We start from the raw sequence: 14,498 nt of genomic DNA on the forward strand, positions 1-14,498 counted from the left end.
GGGCTGCCGTCATGGCGAGTGCCACGATCGAGCGACCACGGGGCCGACGCCGGTGGCTCGGCGGGCGTGAGGGTGCCCAGCGCCGGTTCGTCGCGGTGGTCCTCTCGCCCGCGCTCGCCTACATGGCGGTCTTCCTGCTGCTTCCGATCGCCTGGGCGATCCTCCTCGCGTTCTTCGACTTCAGTTCTCGTCGCACGGGGAGCCCGTTCCTCGGGCTCGGGCTCGACAACCCGTACGTGGGTCTCGAGCACTTCAAGCGCATGTTCGACTTCTCCAGCACGGCGCCGCTCGAGGTGCGGCAGTTCCACACCGCGGTCAAGGTCACGCTGCTGTTCGCGTTCCTGGTGCTGCCGCTGAACCTCGCGATCACCCTGCCCCTCGCGGCCATGATCGAGTCGGTGCGTGACCGGTGGAAGGTGCTCTACCGCACCGTGTTCTTCCTTCCGGTGCTCACGTCGGCGGTCGGCGTGGCGATCATCTGGGGATTCGTGCTGAACCCGCAGCGGGGCCTGCTGAACGGGATGATCACGCGCCTCACGGGCCGGTTCACCTCGATCGCCTGGACGACCGACGCAGACCTCGTCTTCGTCGGCATCCCGGTGGCGCTGATCGCGATCATCGTCGCCTACCTCTGGCAGGACATCGGCTACAACCTCGTGATCTTCATCGCCGCGCTGCAGTCGATCCCGGACTCGGTGAAGGATGCCGCGAGGGTCGACGGTGCGAGCACGTGGCAGACGTTCCGATACATCACCCTGCCGCTGCTCAAGCCGACGATCCTGTTGGTGTCGGTGCTCACGATGATCTCGTCGTTCCAGGTGTTCGACCTCTTCCAGGTGATGACGAACGGGGGTCCCGACGATCAGACGCGGGCGCTCTCGCTCGACATCTACGAGAGCGCGTTCCGCTACCAGCGCATGGGATGGGCCGCGGCGGTCTCCGTCGTGTTGTTCCTGCTGGTGCTCACGATCTCGCTCGTGCAGTCGCGGTTCCTCAAGGCGAACTGGGAGTACTGAGTGGCGACGACGATCGAACGACCGGCTGCAGGCGAGCGGGCGGATGCCGCGACGCGCCAGCCTCGGCTGCCGGGGCAGGGGCGCCACACCCTCAGCCGCCTCGCCCTCTACGCGCTGCTCTCGGTCTTCGGGGTGATCGCGGCCGTCCCGTTCGTCTGGATGATCCTGGGATCGTTCAAGACCGGCGCGGAGCTGCGACAGACCCCGCCGACGTTCTGGCCCCAGGATCCGACGCTCGCGAACTACGAGACCATCCTGAGCGACCCCGACCTGCCGCTCGCGCTCTTCTACCGGAACTCCCTGTTCGTGGCCGTCACGGTCGTGATCGCCACGCTGTTCACGAGTTCGCTGCTCGGATACGTCTTCGCGAAGTACGAGTTCCGCGGGCGCCAGCCGCTGTTCTGGTTCGTGCTCGCGACGATGATGATCCCGGCGCAGGTCACGATGATCCCGGCGTACCTGATCCTCGTGCAGCTGGGGCTGCTGAACAACCTGTGGGGACTGGTGCTGCCGTCGTTCGTCGACGCGTTCGGCATCTTCCTGATGCGGCAGTTCATGTTCTCGATCCCCGACGACGAGATCTGGTCGGCGCGGGTCGACGGCGCGTCGGAGTGGCGCATCTACCGCTCGGTCGTGCTGCCGCAGCTGAAGCCGGCGCTCGCCACCCTCGGCATGCTCACGTTCATGTTCCACTGGAACGCGTACCTGTGGCCGCTGATCGTGCTGACCGAGCAGGACAAGCGCACGCTGCCGATCATCCTCACGTGGTACGAGACGCAGCACACCGCGCAGCCCAACCTCGTGATGGCCGCCTCGGTGCTGATGGTGATCCCGGTGCTGATCGTCTTCGGGCTCTCGCAGCGCTGGATCGTGCGCGGCTTGACCCTCACGGGCACGAAATGACGACGGTCACCCTGATCGGGGCGGGAAGCGCGGAGTTCGCTGCCGAGCTGGTGACCGACTTCCTCTCGGTCGACGCCTTGCCCGAAGGGCAGTTCCGTCTCGTCGACACCGATCCGGTCCGGCTCGAGCTCGCCCGCCGGTTCGCCGAGCACCTGATCGAGCGGACCGGCAAGGCGTGGACCGTGCGGGCCGACGTCGACCGCGCGGCCGTACTCGCCGGCAGCGACGTCGTGATCAACACGATCGAGGTGGCGGGGCTGCGCAACGTACGCCACGACTACGACATCCCGCTGCGCCACGGGGTCGACCAGTGCATCGGCGACACGATCGGGCCCGGCGGGCTCTTCAAGGCGTTCCGCACGATCCCGGCGTGGCTCGAGATCCTGGGGGATATCGAGCGGTCGTGTCCCGAGGCGCTCGTGCTGAACCACACGAACCCGATGTCGATGATGGTGCTCGCCGCCTCGCGGGCTTCGTCGATCCCCGTCTATGGCATGTGCCACTCGGTGCACTACACCGTCGAACAGCTCGCGGAGTACCTCGAGGCCGACCTCGCCAGGCTGACGTTCCGGGCGGCCGGCGTGAACCACCTGGCGTGGATCACGGAGCTCTGGCTCGACGGCGAAGACGCCTACCCGATGCTGCGCGAGCGGGGTCGCGTGCCCGAGGTCTGGGAGCAGGACCCCGTGCGCTTCGAGCTGATGTTCCACCTCGGCCGGTTTCCGACCGAGTCCAGCGGGCACGTGAGCGAGTACCTCCCCTCCTTCCGGTCGCACCCCGAGACGTTGAAGCGATACGCGCGGCCCGGGTACCGAGGGGAGTCGGGCTACTACGCGAACAACTGGCCGACGTGGCGGACCGAGAGCGACGAACGGCTCGCCCGCGTGCTCGCCGGCGACGAGGAGTACCCGATGGAGCGCGGCGGCGAGTATCCCTCGCGCATCGTCGAGGCGATGGCCACCGGCGAGCCCGTCGGTGTGTACGTGAACGTCCCCAACGACGGCTGGATCGCGAACCTCGAGCGGGGCGGTGTGGTCGAGGTGGAGGCGGTCGTCGACCGCGACGGCATCCGTCCGCAGCGGTTCGGGGCGTTGCCTCCGCAGCTCGCCGCGCTCGATCGGCGGCATCTGGAGATCCACGACCTCGCCGTGACGGCGCTGCTCGAACGCGATCGGGAGCTCGCGGTGCAGGCGTTGATGCTCGACCCGCTCACCTCGGCCGTCTGCGCCCCGGCTGAGATCCGCGCGATGTTCGACGAGATGGTGGCTGCCGAACGCGAGGACCTACCATCGTTCCTCGAGATATGACCCCATCGGAAGCCGGAGGAACGACATGCCACGCAGGACGATCCTCGCCGCCGGATCGAGCGCCGCGCTCGTGCTCGCGCTCGCCGCGTGCGGCGGCGGCGAGGAGGCGCCGACGTGTGAGAACCCTCGAACCACGGCCAGCGTGGCGATGGGCGACTTCGTCTACGACCCCGGCTGCGTCGAGGTCGCGCCGGGCGACGAGCTCGAGATCGTGAACGACGGCAAGGCGCCCCACACGTTCTCGGTCGAGGCCGATGCCGCCGACGCCGAGGTTGACGTGCCGGCGGGCGAACGGGCGACGCTCACGATCCCGGCGCTCGAGGCCGGCACATACCGGGTCGTCTGTACCTACCACCCGCAGATGGAAGGTGCGCTCCGCGTCACGGGGTAGGGCCCACCGAGGAGAGGACGCCATGGCCGACATCGCGATCGAGGAAGCCACGAAGGTCTACCCCGACGGCACGGAGGCGGTCGCCGACTTGGACCTGGCGATCGCCGACGGCGAGTTCGTGGTGCTCGTCGGGCCCTCCGGCTGCGGGAAGACCACCGCCCTGCGCATGGTCGCCGGCCTCGAGGAGATCTCGAGCGGCACCGTGCGCATCGGTGGCCGCGTCGTGAACGACCTGCCGCCGAAGGATCGCGACGTCGCGATGGTGTTCCAGAACTACGCGCTGTACCCGCACATGTCCGTGTACGACAACATGGCCTTCGCCTTGAAGATCCGGAAGATGGGCAAGGACGAGATCTCTCGGCGCGTGAACGATGCCGCGGGGATCCTCGGGCTGGAGGAGTACCTGCAGCGTAAGCCGAAGGCGCTGTCGGGCGGACAGCGCCAGCGGGTGGCGATGGGCCGGGCGATCGTGCGGGAGCCGCGGGCGTTCCTGATGGACGAGCCCCTGTCGAACCTCGACGCGAAGCTCCGCGTACAGATGCGTGCCGAGATCGCGAAGCTGCAGCAGGACCTCGGCGTCACGACGATCTACGTCACCCACGACCAGATCGAGGCGATGACGATGGGCGATCGCGTCGCGGTGCTGAAGCAGGGGCGCCTGCAGCAGGTCGACGTCCCTCAGGTGCTGTACGACCGACCCGCGAACCTGTTCGTGGCCGGCTTCATCGGCTCGCCGGCGATGAACCTCGTCGACGCGTCCCTCGATCTCGAGGGCGACCGCATGGTGGTGACGTTCGGCTCGACGACCCTCGAGCTCGACGACCGCGTGCTCGACCGCCGTCCGTCGCTCCGGGGGTGCGCAGGTCGCCGCATGGTCGTGGGCATCCGTCCCGAGGATCTGGAGGACGCCGCGATGACCGCGGACGGTCCCCGAGGACGTCGCATGACCGCCACGGTCGACCTGCTGGAGGCGCTGGGCTCGGAGGTACTCGCCCATTTCACGGTCGACGCGCCCCCCGTCGTGACCGACGATACGAAGGAGCTGGTTCGCGATCTCGGCACCACCGAACAGCTCGAGGCCCTGGCCGCCGAGGGCACCTCGAGCTTCGTGGCGCGCCTCGATCCGCGCAGCGCGGCGAGACGGGGCGCGCCGGTCGAGCTGGCGGTCGACGTCGAGCGCATGCATTTCTTCGATCTCGACGATGGGCGAAGCATCTTCGACGACTGACACCGAGCCCGGTCGTTACGATGGTGGGCGTGTCGCTGGCAGCCGAGCTCACTCCGCGTCCCCCCGCCGAATCCGTCGCCACCGCGCCGGAGGCCGCGCGGATCGTGGCTCGCGCCACCGCGGTCGACGCCGTCGGCCTCGAGGGCAGGGCTGCGGCGCTCGCGACCCGGTCGATCAAGCGGGACGCCAAGATCTGGGGGCTCGAGCTCGCGATCCGGTGCATGGACCTCACGACGCTCGAGGGCACGGACACCACCGGCAAGATCGTGGCGATGTGCGCCAAAGCGGTCCGTCCCGACCCGATGCGGCCCGACGTGCCGAGCGTGGCCGCGGTCTGTCTGTACCCACAGCTCGTGCCGGTGGCGGTCGAGCAGCTGCGCGGCACCGGCGTCGCGGTCGCGAGCGTGGCCGGAGGGTTCCCCTCGGGCCTCGGACCGCTCGACGCCCGGCTGCAGGAGATCCGAGACGTCGCCGCGGCCGGCGCCGACGAGGTCGACATCGTGCTGAACCGGTCGCTGTTCCTCGGTGGACGGTACGCGGAGGCGTTCGAAGAGCTCGTCGCCGCTCGCGAGGCCGCCGTCTCGACGCGCCTCAAGGTGATCCTCGAGACGGGGGAGCTCGGTTCCTACGACCGCGTCCGACAAGCGTCGATGCTCTCGATGGCCGCGGGCGCCGACTTCATCAAGACGTCGACCGGCAAGATCGGCGTCAACGCGACCCTGCCGACCGCGCTCTGCATGATGGAGGCCGCGCGCGACTTCCACGATCAGGCGGGGCGGAAGGTCGGCATCAAGGTGGCCGGGGGTGTGCGCCGCGCCAAGCAGTCACTGCAGTACCTCGTGCTGGTGCACGAGACGCTCGGGCCCGATTGGATGACGCCCGAGCGCTTCCGCATCGGGGCCTCGAGCCTGCTGAACGACGTGCTGATGCAACTCGAGAAGGAACGCACCGGTCACTACTCTGGGCCGGACTACTTCACGATCGACTGACGACGACGGAGGACGACGAGCGTGACCGACGCGATGGAGCGACCGGCGGGCGTGGCGCCGCCATGGGAGTACGCGAGCGCCCCGGAGTCCACCGACGTCGTCCGGCTCGAGGATCGGTATGGCCTGTTCATCGGGGGCGAGTTCGTCGAGCCGAAGAGCGGACGGTGGTTCCCGACGATCAGCCCGTCGACCGAGGAGACGCTCGCCGAGGTGGCCGAGGCCGACCCGGCCGACGTCGCGCGTGCGGCCGACGCGGCGCGCGACGCCCTGCCCGGGTGGCGCGGGCTCGCACCCGCCGAGCGCGCGAAGTACGTGTTCCGCATCGCACGACAGCTGCAGGATCGAGCCCGCGAGTTCGCCGTGCTCGAGACGATGAACGGCGGCAAGCCGATCAAGGAATCGCGCGACGTCGACATCCCGCTCGCGGCCGCCCACTTCTTCTACTACGCGGGCTGGGCGGACAAGCTCGAGTACGCGTTCCCGGGGCGCGGCGCGCCTCGCGCGGTGGGCGTTGCCGGGCAGATCATCCCCTGGAACTTCCCGCTCCTGATGGCCGCCTGGAAGCTCGCCCCCGCGCTCGCGGCCGGCAACACCGCGGTGCTGAAGCCAGCCGAGACGACCCCCCTCACGGCCCTGTTCCTCGCCCAGGTCACGCAGGAAGCCGAGCTCCCGCCGGGCGTCGTGAACATCGTCACGGGTGCGGGCGAGACGGGCGCCGCGCTCGTCGATGCCGACGTCGACAAGATCGCGTTCACCGGCTCCACCGAGGTCGGCAAGATCATCCGGCGCTCGACCGCCGGCACTGGCAAGCGCCTCACGCTCGAACTCGGCGGCAAGGCCGCGAACATCGTCTTCGAGGACGCGCCCCTCGATCAGGCCGTCGAGGGCGTGGTCAACGGCATCTTCTTCAACCAGGGCCACGTCTGTTGCGCCGGCTCGCGCCTGCTCGTGCAGGAGCCGGTCTTCGATGCGTTGCTCGGCAAGCTCAAGGATCGTTTGCAGACCCTTCGCGTCGGCGACCCGCTCGACAAGAACACCGACGTCGGCGCGATCAACTCGCGCGCGCAGCTCGACAAGATCGCGGAGCTCGTGGAGTCCGGCGTCGAGGAAGGCGCTGAGATCTACCAGCCGGAGTGCGTGTTGCCCGAACGAGGCTTCTGGTTCCGCCCCACGCTCTTCACGGGAGTCTCGCAGTCGCACCGCATCGCGCGGGAGGAGATCTTCGGCCCGGTGCTTTCCATCCTCACATTCAGGACGGTCGACGAGGCGATCGAGAAGGCGAACAACACGCCGTACGGGCTCAGCGCCGGCGTCTGGACCGAGAAGGGCTCGCGCATCCTGCACATGGCGCAGCGGCTGCGCGCCGGGGTCGTCTGGGCGAACACGTTCAACCGCTTCGATCCGACGTCGCCGTTCGGCGGATTCAAGGAGAGCGGCTTCGGCCGGGAAGGCGGGCTGCACGGCCTCGAGCCCTACCTCGCCTTCGACGGTGGCGGCGACGGGGGCGACCGATGAGTACCGACCGCGTGGAGGTCCGCCGCACCGCGAAGCTCTACATCGGTGGCGCGTTCCCTCGCAGCGAGAGCGGCCGCTCGTACGAGGTCACCGCCCACGACGGGAAGCCGCTCGCCCAGGTGTCGCAGGCGTCCCGCAAGGACCTGCGGGAAGCCGTCGTCGCCGCCCGCGGCGCGTTCCCCGTGTGGTCGGGCGCGACCGCATACCTGCGCGGGCAGATCCTCTACCGGGTCGCCGAGATGATGGAGGGCCGGCGCGCTCAGTTCGAGACCGAGCTCGCCGACGCCGGCGCGGCCGATCCGGCTCGCGGCGTGAGCGCCTCGATCGACCGGTGGGTCTGGTACGCGGGATGGGCCGACAAGCTCGCTCAGGTGGTCGGCGCGACGAACCCGGTCGCCGGCCCGTACTTCAACTTCACGCTGCCCGAGCCCACCGGCGTCGTCGGGATCGTCGCGCCGGGCGACCAGGCGTTGCTCGGACTCGTCTCGCGGGTGGCGCCGGCGATCGTGAGCGGCAACACCGCGGTCGTGATCGCGAGCGAGCGCTCGCCGCTGCCCGCCGTCTCGCTCGCCGAGGTGCTGGCGACGAGCGACGTGCCGGGCGGGGTCGTGAACATCCTCACCGGGCGCACGGCCGAGCTCGTGCCGTGGCTCGCGAGCCACATGGACGTGAACGCACTCGACGTCACCGGCGTGCCGGCCGAGCTGCTCGCCGACACCGAGCGTGCTGCCGCCGACAACGTGAAGCGAGTGCACCGCGCATCCGACACCGATCCGTTCGACGACGCGGCGCAGAGCCCCTACGAGATCACGGCGTTCACGGAGATGAAGACCGTCTGGCACCCGATGGGCGCCTGAGGCTCAGGCGTTGGACTCCTCTGCCCGTCGGAGCGACAGCCACGCCTGGTACATGGTGCGGTAGAGGGGGTCGCCGGCGAGCGTGGCCGTCGGCACGCCGGGCAGGCCGCGCAGCCGCCCCACGTCGTCGAGGTACGGCGCCTGCGCGAGGGCGGCGTCGAGCTCGAACAGGAGCACGGCCGCGTCGGGGTCATCGCTCGCCTCGAGCGCCTTCCGGACCTCGCGCACCGCGTGCAGCACGACCCGGTTCTCATGGATGTCGGGGGTGAGCACGCGGCGGGCGTCGAAGATGCGCTTCAGCCGGCCGAACTCGTCGAGGTTCCCGGGCTTGCGCCGGCTGCGGATCAGCTCGCGCGGCTCGGGATGACGGGCGAGGTCCCCCGACGTCCAGCGTTCCACGCGGATCAGGTCGAGACGGTGGCGTTCCTGCAACCGGGGGAGCACGTCGACGAGGCCCGGCCGGCCGTCGACACCGCGCACCATGTCGCGCAGGGTCTCGATCGGCACCCGCGCCGCGGGACGCTCCGGAGCGTCGGCCGGCTCAGAAGTAGCTGGCGAAGCCATGCGTCGCGTAGTCCTCGCGCATCAGCCGCACCTTCTCGGTCGCGAGCGGGAAGTCGGGGCCGAGCGCTCGCTCGAACGCCTCGAGCCCCTCGTCGAGGCGGCCGTCCGCGCCGCGCACCCGTGGCAGCACCTTCTGCACGAACTGCTCGTCGAGCGCGACCTTCCAGTCGACGCCGACCTCGCCGGCGGCGATCACGTAGTGGTGCATCTCCTCGAGCACGCGGAACCCGAACGGCGCGATCGGCCGCAGGGCGTCCCAGACCCGCAGCAGCACCTCACCGTAGGGCTCCTCGCTGATGTACTCGACGACGTAGTTGCGCTGCAGTGGCAGCTCCAGCAGCTGCGCTCGGTCGTAGACCTTGTCGGCGAACCCATGGGTCGTCTCGTCGATGTTCACGGTGCCGACGAACCGAAGGTTCGGCGTGAGCTCGACCGTGTGGCCGGGAGCGAGGTCGAGCCGCGCGATGCCCTCGCGCGACCGGACCTCCATCGCCGAGAGGAAGCGCGAGAAGTAATGCTCGACGCGAGCGAGGTTCATCTCGTCGAGGATCACGTGGAACTCGCGAGCCGTTCGGCCGGCGAGATCGGCGGAGCTCCACTCACGGGCAGACTCCTGCACGAACTCGCTGAAGGGAGTGTGGTGGTAGAAGCCGTCGAGGGGAGAGAGGTAGCCCAGCAGATCTTCGTTCGACGACCAGCTCGGGTCGACCGCGGCGAGCTTCGGGCGGGCGCCGATCGCGTCGGCGTAGGCCTGGGCGAGCCACGTCTTACCCGTACCGCTCGCGCCTGACAGGATCACGAACCCACGGGACTGCATCGCGAGGTGGTAGCGGCGGATGACGTCGTCGCCGATCAGGAACCCGGGATTCTGCTCGCGGAATCGCGCGATCACCTGGTCGAGCAGCGACCCGGCGCCGACCCGATCGGTCGCGCTCTGGGTCTGTGTCATCGTGTCGCTCACGCACCGGCCTCCCATGCTCCGACTTCGGGCGGCCGGTCTGCCCGGCTCGCCATTGGTGTTTCGGCAGGGTGTGGCCTCGACTGAAACCGCTCGCAGGACGATTGCCGGCCAGGACTCTGGCCTCAGGAGCGCGCTAGCGGATGTTTCGGGGTCGCCCCCGTGTGCAGCCAGCACGTCGTCGATGCGTTGTAGGTGGACAGCACGGTCGTGCACCCCGGCTCGTCGCAGAGGCGGCCGTGCGAGGCGCGGGACGTCGCGCCCTTGCCTGATCCCGGCGGTCCGTACTGGACCCGATCGGTCCCTCGTGCCTTCGTCACGGCATTCCCCCTTCGCGGTGCGTCGCGGATCCGTGGGGGCGAGTGGCGGCGAGAGGCGGGCCGTCGCGATCGCTCTGCGCGAACCCTCGGGTGGATCCCGAGGACTCCAGCCTACCTGGTGAGCGGGGGCCGGGCCGACCGTTCGAGAGCCGGTGTGCCCTCTCATCGGGTCCACGAGGTCGGATACAGGAGAATGTGCGTTCCATCCGACCTTCCTACGCGTCGGCGCCGTCGAACGTTGACGTCCACCGATGCTCGGGGCGAGCGTCTCCGCCGCTCGAGCTCACGGCAAGCCAACCCGTCACCGCGGTGCCGGCACCCGGACGTGAGCGAACCTCGAGCTCACCTCCCAGCGCTCGGATCCGCTCGGACATGCTCCGCATGCCGATCCCCCGCCGAGCGGTGGTGGGCTCGAACCCGTCGCCGTCGTCGCCGACGGAGAACGCGACCTCGTCGATCGATCGCCTGACCGTGACCGTGAGCGTCGAGGCCTTCGCGTACTTCGAGGCATTCTGCATCGCCTCGACGCAGCAGAAGTAGACGGCGACCTCGATCGGCTTCGGGAGCCGACCGACATCGCGGACCTCGAGCGTGACCGGTACCGCGGGTCGCGGTCGCGCCACCGAGGTCCATCAACGGCCCTCCTGCGCAGGCACCCGTACTGTCGGTCGCGGGCTGGCCGGCCGCCGGAGCCGAGCGATGATGCCGGGCACCGCAGGATCGCGATGCGCGAGCGCGAGCAGGAGGATCGCGATCGCGCCGATCGTCACCCAGTAGCTCACGGGGTCCCCGATCACCACCCGCGACGGATCGATCGCGATCGGGCGATCCAGCGAGAGACCGAGCGCGAAGGGAAGGGCAACGGTCACGCCGACCACCCCGACGGTCGCGGTGATACCCGATCGATCCGACGGCATGCGGCGTGTCGCGATCGCGGCACTCGCCAACGCGACCAACGAGATGCTGACGAACATCGCGGCCGTCGGAACGGTGGGGCCCTCGAGGGTCCCGACCCACGTCAACCCGAACCATACGAGCGCGGTGGCCGACACCGTGACCGAGGCCCGCACGGAGCGCCGCAGCCACAGAGGCACGGGCGCCGGTGAAGTCAGCTCGGCGGCATCGTCCTCGAACGTCAGGCAGATCCAGATGCCGAGCAAGGTCGTCGCGATGGGCAGCGCGACCGCGGCTGGGTCACGCCCGTCGCGAGATCCCTCGCGCACCACCGCGATCGCGACGACCACGATCACGGCCAGCGGCATCCATCGCGTCGTACGGGCGCTGGGGCGAAGGAGGAGACCGAACGTGGTGTCCCCCCGGACGGCCATCAGTAGCCGCCGGGCGGGGTCTGTTGCACCGCCGCGACGACCGCGACGCCGAGGGCAGCGATCGCGAGAACGACGCGCAGAACCGTCCTGCGATCGCGTGTGAAGGCCAGGGCGGCGAAGCCGACGATCACGGCGACGAGGTAGGCAAGGTGCCAGGGGACGCTGATACCCGAGGATGTGATCGCGATCCACGGCACGATCCACATCACGCCGGAGAACACGTGCGCGACCACGACGAGGGGACCTCCGAGCACGGTCGGGATCCAGCGGCCCACGGCCACGCCGAACGTCCCGAGGGCCACGACCGCGAGCAGGTACTGGCCGTAGAGGAACGGATCGGCGCCGGTCGCGAGATCGTCGTCGAGACGTTCGAATGCGTACCACGCGACCGCGCCCACGACGACGCTGAACCCGCCGATGCCGAGCGCGAGCCCGAGGAGCAACCCGGCCGTCCGCGCCTCCGTCGGGGCGGGGAGCGATCCGTAGAGCTCGACGAGGCGGTCGCGGCGGGCCCGAACGGTCGCGACGTTCGCCGTGAGCACGCATCCGATCAGCGTGCCGACCGCGAGCCCGCCGACGAGCCACGCCAGGTTCAGCTCGAGCCCCGTCTCCGAGGACGCCCCGATCGCGCCTCGGAACAGGAGCAGTGCGAAGGCAACGGACAGCAGGAAGGCCGGATGCCGCAGCATCTGCTTGGCCTCGATGCGTCCGATCGACCAGATCAAGCCGAAGCGTGGCCGGCCGGTGCCCGCCGGCACCGCTGAGGACCGTGCCTCATCGATCGTCGCTCGCATCGACGTCGCCATCACGCGGCCTCGTCCGCCGCCAAGGCGCGGTCGCCGACGAGCAGCAGGTATCCGTCCTCCAGCGTCGGGGTCAGGAGCACCGCGCCTGCCGGCGCGTCGCCGATGTTGCGATGTGCGCCGTCGGCCGTGCGCCACGACAACCGGGCGCCGACCGCACGCTCGTCCGCGAGCCACACGCGGCCGTCGGCGACGTCGGTGAGCTCCCGAGGCGTGCCTTCGAACAGCACCTGCCCGTCGAGCATCACGACGACCCGCTGGCACAGGGCGGCGACGTCCTCGGTCTGATGGGTCGAGAGCACCACCGTTCGGTCGGCCGTGCGATCGGAGACGAGCTCGCGGAAGCGCAGCCGTTGTTCCGGGTCCAGGCCGGCGGTCGGCTCGTCGAGCACGAGCAGGTCCGGATCGCCGAGCAGTGATTGGGCGAGCGCGACCCGACGGCGCATGCCACCCGACAACGCCTTGATCTTCCGACCGGACTCGCCTTCGAGACCGACGAGGCCGAGCACGCGGCGGACCTCGTCGTGACGGGCTCGCCGGTCGGTCATCTCCTTCAGGATCGCCACGTAGTCCACGAACTCGAACGCCGTGAACGATCGGTGGAAACCCGGTTCCTGGGGCATGTAGCCGAGGCGACGGCGGATCGCGAGGCGCTCGTCGGCGGCCTGAGGATCCCACGACATCAAGTGCAGGCGCCCGTCGTCGGGCGCGAGCACGGTGGCCATCATCCGCATCAACGTGGTCTTCCCGGCGCCGTTGGGGCCGAGGAGGGCGGTGATCCCGGCGGTGATGTCGAACGTCACCCCCTGCAGGGCCGAGGTCCGACCGAACCGCTTGCGGACGTCGGCGATCTCGATGGTCGGTGCGCTCATACGACGATGCCTCCTTCGTAGACGGTGTGACGGTGAGCCAAGACCGCGGTCGATGCACCGATCACGATGAGGCACGCGACCTGCGCGGCGGGCCGGAAGACGGCGAACCGATCCTGCGCGCTCACCGCCGCGCCGGCTGCGAGGGCGACCCACCCGAGCGCGACGACGCCGGCGGCGACGAAGGGTCGGAGCCACGTGCCGAGCGCGAGGGTGGCGACGGTGAGCCCGAGCGCCGGCAGCAGCCAGGCCGCCGCGATCGCGTCCAGGCCAGGCAGCGCGAGCGCAGCGAGGGCGGTGATCGACATCGAGGTCACGAGCACGGCTGCGGCCCGGATCAACAAGAGGCGGTCAGCTCGCATGGGCGCCGCGGCGCCGATCTCGTAGGCGGGGTCGACGCCCGGGCCGAAGGCGACGGCCACCCCTGCCACCGGCAGCAGGGCCGCCACCACGAGGAAGAGGAAGAGGGCGACATCCTCGTCGCGGCCGCTCGCGCCGTTGGCAGCGATCACGGCGAACCCCAGCACGAGCGCTTCGGCGACGAGCCACGACGCGCGCAGCGACGGGGTCGCGACGAGCAGGCGGGCGATGTGCTCGGGTACCCGCAGAGCGAGCAGGAGGCGCTCCACGACGCTCCGGCGCGGCGCGTCGATCGTCTCGACGACCCCTCCCCAGACGCGGTCGACCCTCTCGGTGGGCGTCGAGGACGCGAGCCCGTTCCGGCAGCGGTCGCACGTGAGCAGGTGGGCCTCGAGGGAGGTCGCCCGCACGTCGTCGAGCGTCCCGCCCGCGTAGTCCGAGAGCGTCCCAGGGTCGGCGTGCCAGGTCGTCGTCATGCCAGTACCTCTCGCAGTTCTCGGCGCGCCCGCGCCGCTCTGGTCTTCACGGTTCCCTGAGGGATGCCGAGCAGGGTGGCCGCCTCCTTCGTCGTGAGCCCGTCGAGCACGGTGGCCTGCATCACGGCGCGCAACTCGGGAGAGAGACGTCCGAGTGCCTCGCCGAGATCGCCGTGTTCCACGCCGAGCAGCACTTGATCCTCGGCGGAGACCACCGTGTCATCGTTCGCCCCTCGCCGGGTGACCGCATCCGGCGTCCGTCGCAGCCGATCGATCAGCCGGCGGATGCCGATGCCCCAGATCCACGCGGGGACCTCGCCGGCGCCCCGATAACGTCCGGCGCCTCGCCACACGGCGACGAACGTGTCTTGAACGACTTCCTCCACCAGGCCGGGGTCCGCGCACCGACGCCGCAGGCGCGCCAGGAGCCAGGGAGCGTGTCGGCGGTAGAGCACTTCGAGCGCCGGCCGGTCTCCCTGGGCCACCGCACGCAGGAGCGCGTCGTCCTCGTCTGCGTGGATCGTCATCACCCTCCCTGTCGTATGGAACCTTCCGAACGGTTCACGGTGGCCATCGGACCACGCTCGCCGCCCGCGGTCGAGGGTGTCTGCACG

16 protein-coding genes are annotated in these 14,498 nt (G+C 69.9%); 8 read left to right on the plus strand and 8 right to left on the minus strand.

All coding sequences use genetic code 11. From position 1 onward, the window contains the following. The first annotated feature begins 11 nt into the window (after positions 1–11). The 8 genes from VFI59_02525 (at position 12) to VFI59_02560 (ending at position 8,206) form a co-directional block, all read left to right on the plus strand. Positions 12–1,016, plus strand: a complete 1,005-nt coding sequence (locus VFI59_02525; GenBank protein ID HET6712568.1) for a sugar ABC transporter permease — start codon at positions 12–14, stop codon at positions 1,014–1,016. Further along, positions 1,017–1,919 (plus strand): carbohydrate ABC transporter permease, encoded by a 903-nt coding sequence (locus tag VFI59_02530; protein HET6712569.1) that lies wholly within the window; start codon positions 1,017–1,019, stop codon positions 1,917–1,919. It abuts the gene before it with no gap. Continuing rightward, positions 1,916–3,226, plus strand: a complete 1,311-nt coding sequence (locus VFI59_02535) for an alpha-glucosidase/alpha-galactosidase (GenBank protein ID HET6712570.1) — start codon at positions 1,916–1,918, stop codon at positions 3,224–3,226. Before VFI59_02530 ends, VFI59_02535 begins: the two co-directional genes overlap by 4 nt. Positions 3,227–3,251: 25 nt before the next feature. Further along, on the plus strand, positions 3,252–3,617 hold the full coding sequence (locus VFI59_02540) for a cupredoxin domain-containing protein (GenBank protein ID HET6712571.1): 366 nt from the start codon (positions 3,252–3,254) through the stop codon (positions 3,615–3,617). A gap of 22 nt (positions 3,618–3,639) precedes the next feature. Beyond that, positions 3,640–4,845: a sn-glycerol-3-phosphate ABC transporter ATP-binding protein UgpC gene (gene ugpC / locus VFI59_02545; GenBank protein HET6712572.1), complete on the plus strand. Its 1,206-nt coding sequence runs from the start codon at positions 3,640–3,642 to the stop codon at positions 4,843–4,845. Between the two features lie 101 nt (positions 4,846–4,946). Further along, positions 4,947–5,834: a deoxyribose-phosphate aldolase gene (gene deoC / locus VFI59_02550; GenBank protein HET6712573.1), complete on the plus strand. Its 888-nt coding sequence runs from the start codon at positions 4,947–4,949 to the stop codon at positions 5,832–5,834. A 33-nt stretch (positions 5,835–5,867) separates the two neighbouring features. Further along, on the plus strand, positions 5,868–7,349 hold the full coding sequence (locus VFI59_02555; protein HET6712574.1) for an aldehyde dehydrogenase family protein: 1,482 nt from the start codon (positions 5,868–5,870) through the stop codon (positions 7,347–7,349). Beyond that, a complete protein-coding gene (locus tag VFI59_02560; protein HET6712575.1) occupies positions 7,346–8,206 on the plus strand; it encodes an aldehyde dehydrogenase family protein in 861 nt (286 codons plus the stop codon). The genes VFI59_02555 and VFI59_02560 overlap by 4 nt, the downstream gene beginning before the upstream one ends. Before the next feature lie 3 nt (positions 8,207–8,209). Here the strand turns inward: VFI59_02560 and VFI59_02565 are convergent, their stop codons facing one another. The 8 genes from VFI59_02565 to VFI59_02600 all read right to left on the minus strand — a co-directional run bounded on the left by VFI59_02565 (position 8,210) and on the right by VFI59_02600 (position 14,411). Then, entirely contained in the window at positions 8,210–8,770 is a 561-nt protein-coding gene (locus VFI59_02565; protein HET6712576.1) for a hypothetical protein, read from the minus strand. Continuing rightward, positions 8,748–9,731 (minus strand): AAA family ATPase, encoded by a 984-nt coding sequence (locus tag VFI59_02570; protein ID HET6712577.1) that lies wholly within the window; start codon positions 9,729–9,731, stop codon positions 8,748–8,750. Before VFI59_02570 ends, VFI59_02565 begins: the two co-directional genes overlap by 23 nt. Before the next feature lie 532 nt (positions 9,732–10,263). Then, entirely contained in the window at positions 10,264–10,671 is a 408-nt protein-coding gene (locus VFI59_02575; GenBank protein HET6712578.1) for an ATP-binding protein, read from the minus strand. A gap of 9 nt (positions 10,672–10,680) precedes the next feature. Continuing rightward, positions 10,681–11,310 carry a hypothetical protein gene (locus tag VFI59_02580; GenBank protein HET6712579.1) on the minus strand — a complete coding sequence of 210 codons (630 nt, stop codon included), beginning with the start codon at positions 11,308–11,310 and terminating at the stop codon, positions 10,681–10,683. A gap of 65 nt (positions 11,311–11,375) precedes the next feature. Next, positions 11,376–12,182: a hypothetical protein gene (locus VFI59_02585; protein HET6712580.1), complete on the minus strand. Its 807-nt coding sequence runs from the start codon at positions 12,180–12,182 to the stop codon at positions 11,376–11,378. After that, on the minus strand, positions 12,182–13,051 hold the full coding sequence (locus tag VFI59_02590; protein HET6712581.1) for an ATP-binding cassette domain-containing protein: 870 nt from the start codon (positions 13,049–13,051) through the stop codon (positions 12,182–12,184). The genes VFI59_02585 and VFI59_02590 overlap by 1 nt, the downstream gene beginning before the upstream one ends. Beyond that, entirely contained in the window at positions 13,048–13,884 is an 837-nt protein-coding gene (locus tag VFI59_02595; protein ID HET6712582.1) for a zf-HC2 domain-containing protein, read from the minus strand. The genes VFI59_02590 and VFI59_02595 overlap by 4 nt, the downstream gene beginning before the upstream one ends. Next, a complete protein-coding gene (locus tag VFI59_02600) occupies positions 13,881–14,411 on the minus strand; it encodes an RNA polymerase sigma factor (protein ID HET6712583.1) in 531 nt (176 codons plus the stop codon). The genes VFI59_02595 and VFI59_02600 overlap by 4 nt, the downstream gene beginning before the upstream one ends. Positions 14,412–14,498: the final 87 nt, after the last annotated feature.

This window comes from Actinomycetota bacterium (assembly GCA_035697485.1).
Classification (GTDB): Bacteria; Actinomycetota; UBA4738; order UBA4738; family HRBIN12; genus JAOUEA01.